Origin of the sequence: Sulfobacillus sp. hq2, assembly GCF_002903155.1 — a bacterium.
Lineage (GTDB): Bacteria > Bacillota > Sulfobacillia > Sulfobacillales > Sulfobacillaceae > Sulfobacillus > Sulfobacillus thermotolerans.
The window spans coordinates 1-16,282 of record NZ_NWUL01000032.1 but is presented as its reverse complement, the minus strand read 5'-3'; the positions used below and the strand labels follow the sequence as shown (position 1 = coordinate 16,282).

Annotated in this window: 15 protein-coding genes; 5 read left to right on the top strand and 10 right to left on the bottom strand. The window is 52.0% G+C overall.

Going from position 1 to position 16,282, the window contains the following annotated elements:
- Positions 1–268 precede the first annotated feature (268 nt).
- On the top strand, positions 269–1,723 hold the full coding sequence (locus CO251_RS09335; protein ID WP_103375545.1) for an aldehyde dehydrogenase family protein: 1,455 nt from the start codon (positions 269–271) through the stop codon (positions 1,721–1,723).
- 353 nt (positions 1,724–2,076) lie between these two features.
- A complete protein-coding gene (locus CO251_RS09330) occupies positions 2,077–3,312 on the top strand; it encodes a saccharopine dehydrogenase family protein (RefSeq protein ID WP_103375544.1) in 1,236 nt (411 codons plus the stop codon).
- An 81-nt stretch (positions 3,313–3,393) separates the two neighbouring features.
- Here CO251_RS09330 and CO251_RS09325 read toward each other — a convergent pair whose 3' ends face one another.
- The 4 genes from CO251_RS09325 to CO251_RS09310 all read right to left on the bottom strand — a co-directional run bounded on the left by CO251_RS09325 (position 3,394) and on the right by CO251_RS09310 (position 7,376).
- Entirely contained in the window at positions 3,394–4,467 is a 1,074-nt protein-coding gene (locus CO251_RS09325) for a spermidine/putrescine ABC transporter substrate-binding protein (protein WP_158246257.1), read from the bottom strand.
- A 119-nt stretch (positions 4,468–4,586) separates the two neighbouring features.
- The gene (locus CO251_RS09320; protein ID WP_103375542.1) at positions 4,587–5,408 is read right to left on the bottom strand and encodes an ABC transporter permease; all 822 of its coding nucleotides are present in this window, start codon (positions 5,406–5,408) and stop codon (positions 4,587–4,589) included.
- A gap of 1 nt (position 5,409) precedes the next feature.
- A complete protein-coding gene (locus tag CO251_RS09315; protein ID WP_242968506.1) occupies positions 5,410–6,345 on the bottom strand; it encodes an ABC transporter permease in 936 nt (311 codons plus the stop codon).
- Entirely contained in the window at positions 6,237–7,376 is a 1,140-nt protein-coding gene (locus tag CO251_RS09310) for an ABC transporter ATP-binding protein (RefSeq protein WP_207654665.1), read from the bottom strand. The genes CO251_RS09315 and CO251_RS09310 overlap by 109 nt, the downstream gene beginning before the upstream one ends.
- A 395-nt stretch (positions 7,377–7,771) precedes the next feature.
- On the opposite strand from CO251_RS09310, the gene speE reads away from it, so the two are divergent.
- Positions 7,772–8,617, top strand: coding sequence for a polyamine aminopropyltransferase (speE, locus tag CO251_RS09305; RefSeq protein WP_103375540.1), 846 nt, complete (start codon positions 7,772–7,774; stop codon positions 8,615–8,617).
- 482 nt (positions 8,618–9,099) lie between these two features.
- Positions 9,100–10,284: an MFS transporter gene (locus CO251_RS09300; RefSeq protein ID WP_103375539.1), complete on the top strand. Its 1,185-nt coding sequence runs from the start codon at positions 9,100–9,102 to the stop codon at positions 10,282–10,284.
- Between the two features lie 177 nt (positions 10,285–10,461).
- Here the strand turns inward: CO251_RS09300 and CO251_RS09295 are convergent, their stop codons facing one another.
- The 3 genes from CO251_RS09295 to CO251_RS09285 form a co-directional block, all read right to left on the bottom strand.
- A complete protein-coding gene (locus CO251_RS09295; protein WP_103375538.1) occupies positions 10,462–10,677 on the bottom strand; it encodes a hypothetical protein in 216 nt (71 codons plus the stop codon).
- Between the two features lie 118 nt (positions 10,678–10,795).
- A complete protein-coding gene (locus CO251_RS09290) occupies positions 10,796–11,539 on the bottom strand; it encodes an ABC transporter permease (protein ID WP_103375537.1) in 744 nt (247 codons plus the stop codon).
- Entirely contained in the window at positions 11,536–12,414 is an 879-nt protein-coding gene (locus CO251_RS09285; protein ID WP_103375592.1) for an ABC transporter ATP-binding protein, read from the bottom strand. The genes CO251_RS09290 and CO251_RS09285 overlap by 4 nt, the downstream gene beginning before the upstream one ends.
- A gap of 241 nt (positions 12,415–12,655) precedes the next feature.
- Between CO251_RS09285 and CO251_RS09280 the strand changes: the two genes are divergently transcribed.
- Complete coding sequence (locus CO251_RS09280; protein WP_103375536.1) at positions 12,656–13,801, top strand: hypothetical protein; 1,146 nt, start codon at positions 12,656–12,658, stop codon at positions 13,799–13,801.
- Positions 13,802–13,889: 88 nt separating this feature from the next.
- Here the strand turns inward: CO251_RS09280 and CO251_RS09275 are convergent, their stop codons facing one another.
- The 3 genes from CO251_RS09275 to CO251_RS17635 form a co-directional block, all read right to left on the bottom strand.
- Complete coding sequence (locus CO251_RS09275) at positions 13,890–14,075, bottom strand: twin-arginine translocase TatA/TatE family subunit (protein WP_103375535.1); 186 nt, start codon at positions 14,073–14,075, stop codon at positions 13,890–13,892.
- Between the two features lie 289 nt (positions 14,076–14,364).
- Positions 14,365–15,996, bottom strand: coding sequence for an APC family permease (locus CO251_RS09270; protein ID WP_242968505.1), 1,632 nt, complete (start codon positions 15,994–15,996; stop codon positions 14,365–14,367).
- Positions 15,997–16,087: 91 nt separating this feature from the next.
- Positions 16,088–16,282 (bottom strand): hypothetical protein (locus tag CO251_RS17635; protein WP_207654664.1); only part of this gene is annotated, 195 nt, incomplete at its 5' end.

The following is a 16,282-nucleotide window of genomic DNA, read 5'->3' as shown; positions in this document are numbered from 1 at the left end:
TGTAGTGGTAACGCACGATCACCCCTATACCTCTGACGTATTCAGATATTTCTTTAGAATGACCATGAGATCCTTCGTCGCTCTGCCCTATATTCCAGGCAATATTCCATCGCCTTGCACAAATGCCAAGTGTTTTGGGCGTCAAGATGCATTCCATGCCGCGTCGTTGTTCATCCTGCCTCAAGGAATTTCAACGAGACAGCGCGAATCTTCCCCAAAGACAGACTGTCTAAAGAAGCTTTTTGAATCGGCAAAGGAGCGAATACAGATGCCCTATGGTTATCAGCGCATGTATATCAACGGTAAGTGGGTTGACGCGGCGAATCATGCCACCATTGACGTCATCGATCCCGCTCGGGGTAGCGTCATTGCCACCGTCCCCCGGGGCATGTCCCATGATATTGATCAAGCCGTACAGGCCGCCCGCCAATGCTTTGACACGGGGGCTTGGCCAGGTCTTGCTCCGCGCGAGCGAGAACAAATGCTGCTTGACTTAGCCCAGATGATTCGCCAAGACCGCCTACGCTTAGCCGAAATGGAGGTCGCAGATTGCGGCAAGCCTTTAAACGATGCCCTAGCGGACATTGATGAAGCAGCCTTTATCTTGTCTTATTATGGCGGGTGGATTACGAAAATCGCCGGCGACATTCCCCCCGCCAGCCCCGGAGCCATGAGCTTAGTGGTCAAAGAACCCATTGGGGTGGCAGGATTGATTGTGCCGTGGAATTATCCGTTTCTCATGGCCATTCAAAAAATCGCGCCGGCCTTGGCCGCAGGCTGTACCTGTATCCTCAAACCCGCCGAACAAACGCCCTTAACGGCTTTAGCCCTGCCGCGCTACCTTGAAGCGGCACATCTGCCACCAGGCGCCGTAAATATCGTCACAGGGTACGGAGAGGAGGCTGGGGAAGCACTCGTCAGACACCCGGATGTCGATATGATTAGCTTTACAGGTTCCCTAGAGGTCGGGCGCCATATCCAGCAAGCCGCCGCCCATACCATCAAACGGGTCACGTTAGAATTAGGCGGCAAATCACCCAACATTGTGTTTGCGGACGCCGACATGGACCTAGCCGTGGCCAAAACGTGCTTTGGCGTCTTTTGGAATCAAGGAGAAGTCTGCTCAGCGGGCAGCCGGGTCTTTGTCCAAGAGAGTATTTACGATGCCTTCATCACCCGCGTGTCAGCCTATTTGGCCACCATTAGAGTAGGCAGCGGCGATAACTCCACCACCACCATGGGCCCGCTAATCAGCCGCGAGCATCAAGCGCGCGTGCTAGGCTATGTGCAATCCGCCTATCAAGAAGGCGCCCAATGTATCGCCAAAGGGTCCGTTCCGGATGACCCCGCCCTTCGCCAAGGATTCTTTGTTGAACCCATGGTTTTTGCCCATGTCACGCCCTCTATGCGCATCATGCAAGAAGAAATTTTTGGACCTGTTATGGCCGTCATGCCCTTTGCCACCGAAGACGAGGTCATTGCCCTTGCCAATGACACACCGTATGGACTAGCGGCAGCTGTGTGGACGCGTGATATTCAGCGCGCCCTTAGTGTGGCCAAGAAACTGCGGGCGGGGACCGTATGGATAAATGACTCCCAACCCGCGCCCTCGGAAGCACCATGGGGCGGCTACAAGCAATCGGGCAACGGGCGCGAGTTGGGCCGCTTAGGGCTCGAAGAATATTTGGAAACCAAGCACATCTATATTCGCTTAGATAGCTAACGCCTAAGGTCTGTAGGCCCCCAAGCGCTTAGTCCTGGCCATCATCACATTGTCATCATTTACCCGAGTCCATCATAGACTGATAACAGCCCCATAGTCTCACCGCACAAGCTGTGCATTATAAACATTAAAATTATGAATTTTAGGGCGGGTTGCTCAAGGAATTTGCGCTCGGGACCCCGAATGTACTGAAGGATGAAATATTTGGAGATGGGGCGTTTGACGATGCGGGAAATTTTTGGCGTATCGGCTGTCTCCTTGAGCGCGCCACAGGAAGCTTTGTATTTTCTGTGTCTGGACCGTACCGAGCCCCATTTTCTGTGCGCACAAGGAGTGTAGAAGAGGAGGACTTTATGAATGGCGATAACAAACGTGGTGTCTTAGTTTTGGGAGTGGGCGGAGTGGGAGAGGTTGTCGCAAAAGGCTTGACGCGACTGCCCGCGGTGGAGGCGATTATTGTGGCTGACCTGTCACTCTCCCGCGCTGAGATGGTGGCCGCCAAACTGCATGATTCTAGAGTGCGCGCCCTTTCAGTAGATGCCCGTGATGTCGAGGCCGTCTACCGTGCCATTCCCGATGATTGTGCCATTGTGATTCACGCTGGAATTCCTCGCTTTAATCTGACCGTCATGGAAGCATGCTTGCGAGCAGGCGTCCACTACATGGATATGGCCGCAGACGGCCCTGTAGAACTTCCGGGGCTCGTCACCGTGCAGCGCCAAATTCGGGAATATCATGAGAAATTTCAATCCGCAGGACTCTTAGCATTGCTCGGTATTGGCGTCGATCCGGGTGTGACCAATATTCTGGCACGCTGGGCCTCAGACCATTTAGCATCGTTAGATGAAATTGTGGTCTATGATGGAGACAATTCCATGTTAAAAGCCAGCTATGCCTTTGCCCTTCCGTTCTCACCAGACACGAGCATTGAAGAATGCCTGCAACCGCCTTTGAGTTACCTCAACGGCTCTTTTGTGACGGGCACTGCGCTTGACACCGGGATCGAAGTCTTTGATTTTCCCGATCCCGTAGGCCCCTTGACCGTCCGCTCCGTGTCGCACGAAGAAGCGGGAACCTTGCCGGTGTTTCTCCCGAACAAGGAACTTGTCCGCTGCGAATTCAAATATGCGCTGCCTGATGAATACATCAATATTCTCCGAGTGCTTAAGACGTTAGGATTGGACTCCGAAGACGCGATTGACATTAATGGAACCAAAGTGGTGCCTAGGCAAGTCGTCACGGCGCTTTTGCCGACCCCAACAGATTTAGCGCATGCCTTTGAAGGTACATCGTGCGTTGGCACTTGGGTGCATGGCCAAACCTATGACGGCGATATGGTCGAATGGTATCTGTACACAATGGGTACACACGCCGCGAGCTGGCGGGACATGGAAGCCAACGTCACCGTCTGGCAAGCCGGATTGCCTTCGGTGATTGCCACCGAACTTCTCTTCGCCGGCGATATCCCCGAACGCGGCGCGTTAGTGCCTGAGCAGTTAAATCCGGAACCTTGGATTCAGAAACTGCCCCAATGGAACATGCCCCTATTTAAACGCGAGTTGCGTTCCACCGTCCTTAAACGCGCCTAATAAGCGACTTCTATAAAAACCCGCTTCAGTCCTTAAGTGGACCGAAGCGGGCTTTTGGGGTTGAGCGGGGTCTCGAGCTATTTAGGATTGTTTGAATTTCTCCCAAATCGTATTGAACTGCTCATTGGCCGACGCAGGAATCGCCTTCATGACTTCCCCCTGCGTAATCACCCACTGCGGGGGATTCAACCACGGATTTTTCAACAAACTCTTTTGAATATAGGGATCGGCTGCGGTGTTGGGATCGGAATATTCTTCGGCATTTTCTAACTCGGCACTAATTTTGGGCGACAGCAAGAAATTAATGAACAGTTCTGCCGTGTACTTCGCCTTGGAACTGGTAGGAATGATAAAGTTATCAAACCATCGGTTCACACCAGACTTCGGATAGACCGGCAGAATCCACGGATCCTGGCTGTATGCCAATGCACCTTCTCCACTCCAAACAATCCCTGCTGTCGCTTCCCCGTTGAGCAAATCCACATGCGGATCATTGCTGTTGAACACCTTGACCTGCGGGCGGAACTTGTCCAAAGTGACGGCGGCCTGATTCAAGGCGCTCAGGTTGGTATCATTGAGGTTATGGCCATTCATCATAAGCGCAATACCAACCATAGTGCGCGGCGAATCCACCACCACCAAATTGTTCTTAAACACCGGATTGAGCAAGCTTCTATATCCTGTCACAGGCACATGGACAGCGTGGGTATTGACCGCAATCGGCACGGTGCCCCACAAATACGGCACGGAGTATTCGCTGTGGGGATCAAACGGCAAATTGCGAAATGGCGGCGCGATATTTTTAAAGTTCGGAATATCCTTGAAATTGAGCTTGTCTAATAGCCCCAGTTTGGTCATGGTCTGCACCATATAATCGCTGGCCACGGCGACATCAAATTCTTGGCCCGCTTGCATTTTCGCCAACAGTTCGGCGTTGCTCGGATAGGTGGAATAGTTGATATGCACATGGTATTTGTTCTCAAACTGATGCAGGATTTCATGCGGCAAATACGCCGCAAAATTCCCTACATCCAACACAGGGGAAATGGTATGCGCCCCATTCCCCGCCGCGGACGGCGTAGAACTTCCGCATCCCGCAAGCGTCGAGGCAAGCACTAGTGTGCCTAAGGCCGCTGATATTATCGGTAAACGCACTGAGTAATTCCTCCTTATATGGAATATATAGAATGATATAGAATGGTCGATGAACATTGATGCGGACTATTCCTCAACGCCTGTATGTCGTTGCCGCGCCCTCACCCCCTTACCTGTAATCAGCCGCGCTGTGCGCGGCGACGCTGTGTCCTTTGCCCGATAAATACGATAACAAGGGTTGCCGCCACAATAATCGTCGATAACGCATTGACAGACGGATTGACCCCATGGCGCAGCATTCCATAAATTTGCACGGGTAACGGCGTATTGCCTGAACCATCCACAAAAAAGCTGGTCGTAAAATCATCAAAGGATTGTGAGAACGACAACAACGCGCCCACAATAATGCCCGGCAGGATCACAGGAACCGTCACCGTCCATAACGTCTGCAGCTCACTCGCGCCTAAGTCCCTGGCAGCCTCTTCTAAGGTGGTGTCAAATCCCGCCATAGCGGCGCGTACGACCAAAACCACATAGGGAATCGTAAAGGTCGTCTGGCCAATAACCATAGCAGGAACGCCAAGCGGCACGCCAATATGGGGAAAATAGATCAAAAGCGCCACCGCCATCACAATTTCCGGGATGACAATGGGCACATACAGAAAGTAGATCAACGCTTTCTTGCCCCAAAACGTGTACCGATGCAGCGCAATCCCGCCCAATGTGCCTAATATCGTGGAAATAATGGTTTGAATCACGGCCACTTCCAGACTAATCACCAACGAATGCAGAAGCGTGGGCTCTTGCAGCAGCACATGATACCAATGAAAGGTAAACCCTGTCCATAAGGCGCTGAGGTACGAGTTGTTAAAGGAGAACGCAATCAAGACCACAATCGGCACATAAAGAAACCCTAGGACCGCGACGATAATGGCTTGGCGCACCCAACTAGGCGACGACGGATGTTCACGCCCACGTACACGCGGAGCCTCAGTAGCCATATTACCGCTCCTCCTCTAAGAAGGCATTATTCATATAGCGTGAGCTCAACCCGATGAGCAACAGCGTAATGACAATCACTACGGCAGACGCAGCGGCTCCAAACGGCCAATTGTCGGCCGCAAGAAATTGGTTTTCAATGAAATTCCCAACGAGGACGACTCCTCCACCGCCCATCAATAGCGGAATGAAAAAGGTGCCTAAGGTGGGAATAAACACAAGCAAGCTGCCTGTTGCAATCCCTGGAATCGACAATGGGGCTACGACTTTCCAAAAAGTCTTAGCCGCGCCTGCCCCTAAGTCTTTCGCGGCTTCCATGTATTCAGGATGGTCCATAATGCCTTGCAACGACGCGTATAACGGCAAAATCATATAGGGCAGCATACTATAAAATTGTCCGACATAGGTTGCTCCCATGGTATAAAGCATGTTCAGCGGCTGGTGAATCAGGTGCAATGATAGCAAGACCGAATTGATAAAGCCATCGGTTGCAATTAAAAACATCATGGCAAAGGTTCGGATCAGCGAGCTCGTCCAAAATGGCACAATCACAAGAAATAGCAACACAATTTTACGTTTGGGTGAGGACGTTGCGATAATGTAAGCAAAAGGGTAGCCCACAACTAAGCAGAATATCGTCACCAAGAAAGAAAACAACAAGGAATCGGCAATGACTTTAAATTCGACCCAATGAAACAGCAAACCATAATTGGCGAGGGTAAAGTGATAGACGATCCCTCCATAGCCACCTACCTGCATAAAGCTGATAAACAACATGTACAAATTAGGAATGGCAAAAAACAGCACCATCCATGCCACCACGGGTAAGACTATGGTCCATCGCTGCCGTTTGAGCCAAGCACGCCGGCGATGCCAGGAAGAGTGCTGGATGGCGGTTTGTCCGTCTGGCAAAACGCGAGGGAATGATTGGGATCCCACTGCACATCAACCTCCTCTCCAAGGGCATACGTCTGATTAACCCCGTGACTGACACAATGCAAGGTGAGGTCGGGCGCAACGCGGATCCACAAATGCACGAGCGAACCGCCAAAAATGCGTTCGGTGACAACACCACGGCACAGCGCCTGATCCCCAAAGGCCCCCAAATGCAGTGCCTCCGGCCTCACACTCAGCACCACCGGTGCACCCAAAACGTGGTCCGCCCGCATGGGGGTTTTGGTGAGAAAATACGGGGTTTGCACAATGGTATAGCCTTTCGTCACATCGACAATGGACCCCGTCAGCAAATTAGTCTCACCAATAAATCCCGCAACCGCCGGCGACGACGGGCTGCTATATAATTCTTCGGGGCTGGCGTATTGTAAAAGCTCCCCCTGCGCTAGCACCCCAATCCGATCGGATAGGCTCATCGCTTCTTCCTGATCATGGGTGACATACAGAAATGTAATGCCTAATTCGCGATGCAGTCTTTTGAGTTCCAGCTGCATTTCCTTACGCAGCTTCAGGTCTAAAGCACTGAGCGGCTCATCGAGCAACAAAACCTTGGGCTCATTGATGAGCGCTCGCACAATAGCCACGCGCTGCTGCTGACCCCCGCTCAACTGACGAATGCGGCGACTCGCAAACTTTTCGAGTCCTACCATCGCCAGGGCGTCATAGACGCGCGTTCGAATGGTCTGTTCGGGGACTTTTTTAATCCGGAGTCCAAAAGCCACATTGTCAAAGACATTCAAATGCGGAAACAGCGCATAATTTTGAAAGACGGAGTTCACGGGCCTTTGATTGGCGGGCATTTGGGTCATGTCGACTCCATCGATGATGATATGACCCGTCGATACCGACTCAAACCCGGCAATCATGCGCAAGATGGTCGTCTTTCCTGACCCGCTGGCGCCCAATAGGGTGACAAATTCTCCCTGATAGATTTCCATTGAAAAGTCTCGGATCGCTTGCGCACTAGCAAAGTGTTTTGCGACATGATGGAGCCCGATCATGACTTTTGCCGACACACCACTGCCCCTTTCCTGCCCCCCAAAGGCCCTTTCCTGTGTTGTTTCCTTATGCCTTGCATCATCTTTCGTTCCCGCCTCAAAGGAATCCTTCGTCGGCGTGAACAATGTACCAAAATAAATTGCATCAGCCCGCACAAGACGTCTAAACCCCAGTCTCATGCAAGGTGACATTGGATCATTAGCGGCGAGGGACAAAGGTTGCCACGCTTTCTCTACCCGCATTATTTTAATGCATCGCTGCATAATTGCTAGACTTCTGGGGTCTCTTCGCAAGAAAAACTCACCAAGCGCCATAGCCCGCTATCACCCCAGATGTGTCGACCGTCTGGGTCAATATGATATGGTAATAGCGTGTCAACACGAAGGGATATTGGTTTTGGGAGGTCATATTGATGGGTTTCTGGTTTGAGGAAACGGCCTCTTCCGGGCACCGTTTGCAATGGAAAGTCATTCGAGAACTTTATGCAGGGAAGTCTCAATATCAACAGATCCAGATTGTCGAGACCGAAGAATTCGGGGTCGCCATGGTCCTCGATGAAATTATGCAGACGACAACAGGCGATGAATTTATCTATCATGAAATGCTCGCGCTCGTGCCGTTGTTGTCGCATCCCCATCCGCGCCGCGTTCTCATTGTCGGCGGCGGCGATGGCGGACTTGCGCGGGAAGTGCTTAAAGTGCCCAAAGTGGAGCGCGTCGTCATGGTCGAAATCGATCCGATGGTCATCGAAGTCGCCAAGCGCTTTCTGCCAGGACACACGCAGTCGCTTGATGATCCGCGCTTGACCATTTTGTGTCAAGATGGCGCCGCTTACGTGAAAAATATGGCCCACGCCCAGGAAAAATTTGACGTGATATTGGTCGACTCGACCGACCCCGAAGGTGAAGGCCCAGGACAATTTCTTTATACGCCCGCATTTCACGAGGACGTCATGAATGCCTTGAATCCTTTAGGGGTCTACGTCCAGCATACCGGAGCCCCCTTTTATAATCCCGAGGTACTCCGTGACGTGAGTCGCGACGTGGCACGGCTTTTCCCAAGACGCCAAGTCTACTGGTGCACGATTCCCACCTACCCCGGAGGCATTTTTACCTTTACCGCCGGATCACTTGGTCCCGACTTGTCGGAACCGCTGCAGTCATGCTCTTACCCGACGCGCTATTATTCGCCTGCTATACACCAGGCAGCCTTTGCGCTTCCCCCTTTTCTCGAAGAGCTCATTGATAACGCCCAATAGATAGCCACGTTTGCCCAGAAGAGACCCCTGCCGGTCCTCACCACGAGAATCCGCAGAGGTCTCTTCTGCTCATATGGGGGGGAAGCTGTTACGTTACGCCTAAAACCAATCACCGACAGCTAAGACAATGCCAAACCTCTTTCCTCTTGGGTCAGCGCACAAGCCCTGGGTTCCCGAGGAGACCGATAAAAATGACCTGCACAAAGCCATCCCCAAGGCTAGCCGGTTAACGGAACTTCTTTATATTTTATGGGACAAGGTTAAAAATAGAGCATCTCAGCTTAAACCGATGAATTTCTAGGGGCCTTTCACAGGCAATGCGAATGGTAATAAATTGCAGCAGAATTTCTTGAAAATCTGGGGTTTTTGTGGTTTGCCTGACAGGGATGCGAAGGGCTACGCTACAGATGTGCCGAGTCGATGAACAAAGCACAAAAAACAATCCTCCATGAGGATGGTGATGAATCTGGAGTAGTGATAATATGTGGGCCCTTGTGGTTGCCCAATTCTTCTACGCCCTCGGGGATGGCTTCTTATACCCGTTTGTCGTCTTTTACTTAACACGTGATTTGCATCTTTCTATGGCTCATGCCGGACTGTTAATGGGAATTGCGGGCATCGGGTACATCGCTGGGCAATTGCCAGCTGCTTACCTAAGCGACCGCTTTGGACCACGCAGAATCTCAGTGGTGTCTTATGCGATTGCCGCTATCGCCGTGATGACAGCTGGTCTCGTGCATAATGTGTGGGTGTGGACCATTGCTTACGGTCTCACCTTAATGATGGTCGGAGCCGCATTCCCGGCGGTAATTCACGCCATGACCCTCCAGGTCAAGCCTGAACACCGAACCCAAGGATATAGCTTGTTGCTCCTATCCCAAAATGCCGGCATTATTGTCGGGCCTCTGGTCGGCTTATCTTTGGCTCTCTATCAATTTCAATGGATATTCTGGATCGATGCCATTTGCCTTGTCATAAGCAGCCTCGTGCTGACCCGCGGTATTCCCCAGATCGTGCCCGCCCGTCCCATGGATTCTCCAAGGGCGCATGTCTCCATTTGGCGCACGTGGCTGTATTTCCCGCCGTGGAAACAGTCGGGATTTTGGTCTGTCGCCTTAGGCGGCACCCTTATTGGCATCATTTATAGCCAGCTGATGTCGACGCTCCCCATGGAAATGGAGCATACGGTGGGCATCTTGCGCTGGTACGGCTTATTATGGGCTATGAATGGCGCTCTCATTACGGTATTGCAATGGCCTGTGTCTCGTGTATTGCGCCATGGAAACCGTCGCTTCTGGATGGGGTTAGGCGCCATCTTGTACGCCGCTGCGATGATTTTGCTGGGCATGTCCGCTGAAATCATGCTCATTGTCGCCGCCTTTGTCATCGTGACGCTAGGTGAACTCATCTATGAGCCGTTGCCCCCTACAGAATATGCAGCGCAAGCCCCCAAAGGCTATGGGGCACGCTATCAAGGTGCTGGCAGCTTCTTTAGCGCATTCGGCATGGTCATTGGTCCCGTTTTAGGCGGCGTGTTATTAGCCGATGCTGGGCATCTGGTATTGTGGCTCGCCATGGGCGCCTGCGGTCTCATTGCCACCTGGCTGATTATGCACCACTCCACATCGGGCACGTTGCGCTCAGATTTCACGAAAACAGCCCACTAATATCGAAGAATGTGCAACCAATCATCGGGTGAAAAGATCAAAACTTAAGCGCTCCACAAGTGGGGCGCTTTTGCTTTTCATTTCCTCCATAAGGCACGGGTTGTAAGAAAGATAGACGGGCATAGTGAAATAGCCGCAGCATAAAAGGCTCCGGAAATTTACGCGGTGAGGCTCGAACTAGGTCGGAGACAGCTCTTGCGAGCGCATGCTTTGGCGGCGCTTGCGATGCGCGCGTTTTCTAATCCCTTCCGCTGTAATCGTATAGACAATCGTGCCATCGTCATCATGTTTAAATTCCACGGTACAGGTCGAACAGAAATACCAGCCGGGCGCCGTCAGCCGCCCCACCCACCGATTTCCGCATTCAGGACAAATGGGATACTTTTCACGCATAGCCATTCTCCTTTGCTCGCTTTATACCTACCATAACGACAGACACGAATTGTTGGTAACAAGAAATCGAAAATATTTTCCTAATCCTTCCTGTTTGTGCCCCAAGCCTAAAATTCGCTCACAAGTCAGGACGCGCATCCTGCCATTTTTGTGCCAAGGCCGCTAATCCGATAAACAAAACGGCGTACACCCCCAATATCAGCACATCATTGATTGCCACAGGCTTGTTTTCTAAAATAGCCCAAGCGGGTGCGGCAAACCGGTAGGTCGGCATCAGCCGGGCTACCGGTTGTAAGGGAGAAGGCATTGTGGAAATAGGAGTCCAGAGTCCGCCTAAAAAAGATAGCGTCAAATACACCAACGTGCCCAAAATTTGAGCGGCGTTCCCAAAAAACCCTATGACCACGCCTAATGCCGCAAAAGGAATCGACCCTATCCACAACCACCCTAAAATTTCTGCCCACTTTTCCCCCTTTAAAGTGACTCCTTGGTCAAAATGCGCTACGGCAAAAATCGCCGCGACAATTAGTAAAGACAGTACTAGCTGCGTCAAGATTTTCGATAGGGCATAAGCGACGGGCGACAAAGGCGTCGTTTTAAACCACCGCACCCACCCACTCTTGCGTTCCGCCGCAAGGCGTACTCCAAGGGTATTGACGGCCGAACCCACTACCCCAAATGCCGCCATCGATACCATAAAATATCCTTTCCACAACGGTGCCGAAGCCGAAAGATGCGGATTGGTTTCGTCAATAAAAATGAAATAGAAGGCAATCGGCATGCCCATCGTCAATAAAAAGACACGCCGGTCGCGCACCGTACGCAGCATATCCATTTTCCATTGTGACCATAAGGCTCTCACAGCTCACCCTCCCGTGCCGTTAAGCGAACAAAGGCTTCTTCTAATCCAACACCGGTAATCATAAGGTCACTGACAGGCCAGTCCTCTTGGATAAGGCGCTTGACGACGGCATCCGAATTTTGCGTTTGCAAGATGACGTGACGCCCTGCTATCTGGACCTCCGTCACGTCCGGCCAGTGCCGCAAATCTACCGTGCGCGATGCGTCTTGGATGACAAATGAGACTTGACGCCCACCGATTTGCATTTTAATGTGCTCAGGAGATGCATCCGCGACAATACGTCCACGATTCAACACGACCACCCGGTCCGCGATTTGGTCGACTTCATGCAAATCATGCGTCGTCAAGATCAACGTGCGCTGGTCCTCCACAAATTGACGCAGCATTTCCCAAAATAAGCGCTTAGATTGAACGTCCATCCCGACCGTCGGTTCATCCAAAAAGAGGACGTCAGGATTGCCCACCATGGCTAAGGCAAACTGCAGGCGCCGCATTTTACCCCCAGAGAGCCGAGACGCCATTTGCCGTCTATCCTCTTCTAGGCCCGCCATTTCGAGAACTTCGGCCGCAGGCAGAGGATGCGGATAAAAGCCCCGGAACAAATTCACACTTTCGAGCACCGTCAAGCGGTCCGGCACGCTGACATTTTGCAACATCACCCCAATTTTGGCATGGATTTGGGGCGAAGCCGGCAGCGCACCCAAAAGCCGCACTGAACCGTGACTCGGCGATGTTAAGCCCATCATCAGGGCAAGGCTTGTCGTTTTGCCCGCGCCATTTGGTCCTAACAAGGCTACTGCCTGCCCTCTAACAATGCGCAGCGTGACATCCGAGACGGCCACGTGCTGACCATAGTGTTTACTGCAGGCCTGCATATCAATCACCGTATCCGTTATCAGCAGCCTTTCACCCCTTGAAATCTTGCCCTCTCTATTCTTTCATCTTAGCGTTTTTTCTTCCCAGTTATTACGGTCATTGCATATCCAACAATTATTCGATAACAAAACTTTCTCAGGAACTCTTCAGATGCGCGTAACAACTTGGAAACACCTTTTGGGTTTACTATCAATGGGACGTCAAGTGAGCCCCAAATGTTGTTGAGGAGAGTGACACAGCATGTTGAAACCGATTACCATCATGGCGGCAGGCATTTTAGTCGCGGGAGGCGCCGGCCTGGCGGTGACTGCGCACGGAGGAACACATAGTGCATCGACGCTTCAAAATATTGAGCTGTCAGCCAATGCCCAGGCATCGGGATCAAATAGCCCGGCTCATTGGGGACATCGTGACGGATTCGGGCCTAGGGGCCAATGGATGAAAGACGCCGCCAAAGCATTAAACCTTTCGACTAGCACCTTAAAGGCTGATCTCAAGGCGGGCCAAAGTCTAGCCACCATTGCCCAAGATCACGGCTCTTCCGCCAGTGCCTTGGAAAGCACCTTACTGTCAGATGCGAAGGCTAAAATCCAAGCCGCCGTGTCTGCGGGCAAAATGACTCAAACCCAAGCCACTCAAATCGAGTCACATCTCAGCACCATGATTGATCAGATGGTAACTCGCACCGGCATGATGCCCAAAGGCGGTGCTTGGAATCACCGTGGCGGCTTCGGCATGATGGGTAACGTCATGTCCACTATCGCTAAAGATCTCAACATCTCCACCAGCACCTTAAGGGCTGATCTCAAGGCGGGCCAGAGTCTAGCCACCATTGCCCAAGACCACGGCTCTTCCGCTAGTGCCTTGGAAAGCACCTTATTGTCAGACGCCCAGGCGAAGATTCAGTCCGCCGTCTCTGCGGGCAAACTGACTCAAACCCAGGCCACTCAAATGGAGTCACATCTCAGCACCATGATTGATCAGATGGTGACTCGCACCGGCATGATGCCCAAGGGCGGTGCTTGGGGCCATGGTCCTCACCATTTTGGCATGATGGGCCACGCCGTCTTGTCCACTATCGCTAAGGATCTCAACATCTCCACCAGCACCTTAAAGGCTGATCTCAAGGCGGGCCAGAGTCTAGCCACCATTGCCCAAGACCACGGCTCTTCCGCCAGTGCCTTGGAAAGCACCTTATTGTCAGACGCCCAGGCGAAGATTCAGTCCGCCGTCTCCGCTGGCAAACTGACTCAAACCCAGGCCACTCAAATGGAGTCACATCTCAGCACCCTAATTGATCAGATGGTCACGCATTCCGGACCCATGGGACATATGCATTACCATGGCTCTTGGAGTCACGCACCGTCATCCCCGGCCGCTTCCTAAGCTTATGCAACACACAAGCGCCACGCCAAGAATTAGGCGTGGCGCTTCTCGTTCTGAGATACGGTATGCGCGTTCCCGAAATTATGCGTTAACGATCATGAGAGGAATCTAAGGGCTTTTCCGATGACGAGGCGTCACCATTCATCGCGCGTTTAAATTCCTTAATGCCTTTAGCTAAATTGCCCCCAATTTCCGGCAAGCGTTTGGGCCCAAAGATCAGCAAAGCTACGATTAACAGCACAATGATGTGCATCGGAGACAACAAATCATCCATGTTATCGCTTCCTTTTTTGAGCACCTCTTGGCCCTATTATACGCCTGCCACAAGGTCTTCGCGCAGCGTTTTTAAGCGCGTTGGTCATAACGATATGGGGATCACCAAAACACTTGTTTTCTTGTTATCCACAATTCCACACAGGTTTATCCACATAATTCTCACACGCTCAAGCTTTTAGGCGTCATAATGCCAAGCGCTTCCATGACCAAAACGCCGGTCAACAAAAGGCGGCTCATAACGAGCCGCCTTTTGTTTTAATGGGATTGCTAGCCTTTCGGGACTGCCTTTATAACGCGCCCGTCTCGCGGGTTTCCTCGAGGGCTTCCAACACTTCATCCGCCGCTTTGCTGCGGTAGCCACTCGATACCCCCCAGTAGTAAAACAGCAACGAGACGACCGCAATCACTACCAAGTCCCACGGATACGGAATAAAGCCCTTGCCGTGGTTAGCCGGGGCTCCAAAGACACCCGAGCCGTAATAAGACATCGCCAGCATGAATAGCAGATAGAACACCATCCATACGCTGGACTTAAATGACTGTGCCGACGGCTTCGCAATCGTCTGCGGCACAATGGCGCTGATAATCAAATACAGGGCCACGCCAATCAAGATAATGCCCAAGAGTTTCTCGTCGGCCACCCAGCCATCCCAGTAGATAATCAAGGACGCGCCAATAAACGCCACCGGCGCAATCCACGACAAGCCGCCTAAGCGAATGGGCCGCGGTACATTGGGCATCGTGCGGCGAAACACGGCGGCCGAAATCGGTCCCACCATGTAGGTAAAGACGGTGGCTCCCGACACAATCGCCACCAGCGACTGCCACGCCGGGAACGGGGCCAAGAAAATCAAACTGATGATGGCCGCGACCACCAAGGCAATGCTGGGAATCCCCGTCTTGGGGTTGATTTTCGCTAAGCCCTTGGGCAAATAGCCATTGCGGCCCAGCGCGTCTAAGACGCGCGTCGTGGAAGCCAGATAAATACTGCCCGTGCCAGCGGGCGACAAGAACGCATCAATAAACAGCAGGGTCGACAACCACGACAAGCCCGCAAAAATGGCCAACTGGGCAAACGGCGCCCCTGCAATTTGCGCATTGGACGCAATCGCGGCCCAGCCTTTCCCGAGGACCGAGGTGGGGAGCGCTCCGATAAAGACCACCTGCAACAAGGTGTAGAGAATAATGCCGATCACAATCGACACAATCAAGGCGCGAGGCACGTCCCGTTGGGGATTTTTCGCTTCTCCCGCCAAGTCCACCGCTTGCCGAAAGCCCAAGTAGGAAAACACAATCCCGGCCGACGCGACCGCGCCCAACATTCCCGACGATTTCATCGGCATGAAGCCCCCAATGTGGCTGAAGTTGACGCCATGCAGCCCGACAATGGCCAACACAATTACCGTCAACGTCGGCATCAAGAATTTCCAGATCGTGAGCGGTGTGTTAATCCGTGCAAACACCTTAATCCCAAAGTAGTTCACGGTGAAAAAGGCCACAATCAACAGGGCGGCGAAAATCAAGCCCGACGTAGTCAACGTGGACTTGACATACAGTCCCGGGAAAAAATGACTCATATACTGCACTGTCGCTTCGGCTTCCACGGCGGGTACAGAGGCATATGCAATCACCGCGGCCCACCCGACGATAAAACTCGTCAAGTGCCCATGCGAGTATTGCGTATAGCGCGCAATGCCCCCCGATTCCGGAATCATCGAACCTAATTCGGCATAAACCAAGCCAATGAACAAGACAATCACACCGCCAATGATCCAACTAAAAATCGATGACGGTCCCGCCAAATACGCCGCCGTAAAGGCCGCAAATAACCATCCGGATCCAATAATGGCCCCCAGCGAGGACATGGTCAGATCGAGAAAGGATAATTCACGTTTCAAGCCCCGCTCTAAATTAATCACGTGTTTCCTCCTCTGTGAGTGACAGAAATAGCAATTATCTGAAATTAAATAAGTGCTCTAAGACGTCTCGGGGCAATCCTCAGCAAGGCGTCTAATGGAAATAATGATACCCTTCAACTTTCGACATCGGACGATAAATTCCTGCCTTGTCAGAAAATAAATTTTCATGCCAGCATGTGAATAATTGTACAAACACCTGGTTAAAAAAACCTACGATAATCTCTTTCGGCTTTTCTCGGCCCCTAACGGGACCCGCAGTCCTCACAGGATTCGTCTGCTCGGGGGT

Coding starts and splice junctions, on each gene's coding strand:
- CO251_RS09280 (WP_103375536.1), top strand. CDS start 12,656: ATGTTGAAACCGATTACCATCATGGCGGCAGGCATTTTAGTCGCGGGA.
- CO251_RS09295 (WP_103375538.1), bottom strand. CDS start 10,677: ATGCGTGAAAAGTATCCCATTTGTCCTGAATGCGGAAATCGGTGGGTG.
- CO251_RS09320 (WP_103375542.1), bottom strand. CDS start 5,408: ATGGCTACTGAGGCTCCGCGTGTACGTGGGCGTGAACATCCGTCGTCG.
- CO251_RS09275 (WP_103375535.1), bottom strand. CDS start 14,075: ATGGATGATTTGTTGTCTCCGATGCACATCATTGTGCTGTTAATCGTA.
- speE (WP_103375540.1), top strand. CDS start 7,772: ATGGGTTTCTGGTTTGAGGAAACGGCCTCTTCCGGGCACCGTTTGCAA.
- CO251_RS09335 (WP_103375545.1), top strand. CDS start 269: ATGCCCTATGGTTATCAGCGCATGTATATCAACGGTAAGTGGGTTGAC.
- CO251_RS09330 (WP_103375544.1), top strand. CDS start 2,077: ATGAATGGCGATAACAAACGTGGTGTCTTAGTTTTGGGAGTGGGCGGA.
- CO251_RS09300 (WP_103375539.1), top strand. CDS start 9,100: ATGTGGGCCCTTGTGGTTGCCCAATTCTTCTACGCCCTCGGGGATGGC.
- CO251_RS09285 (WP_103375592.1), bottom strand. CDS start 12,414: ATGCAGGCCTGCAGTAAACACTATGGTCAGCACGTGGCCGTCTCGGAT.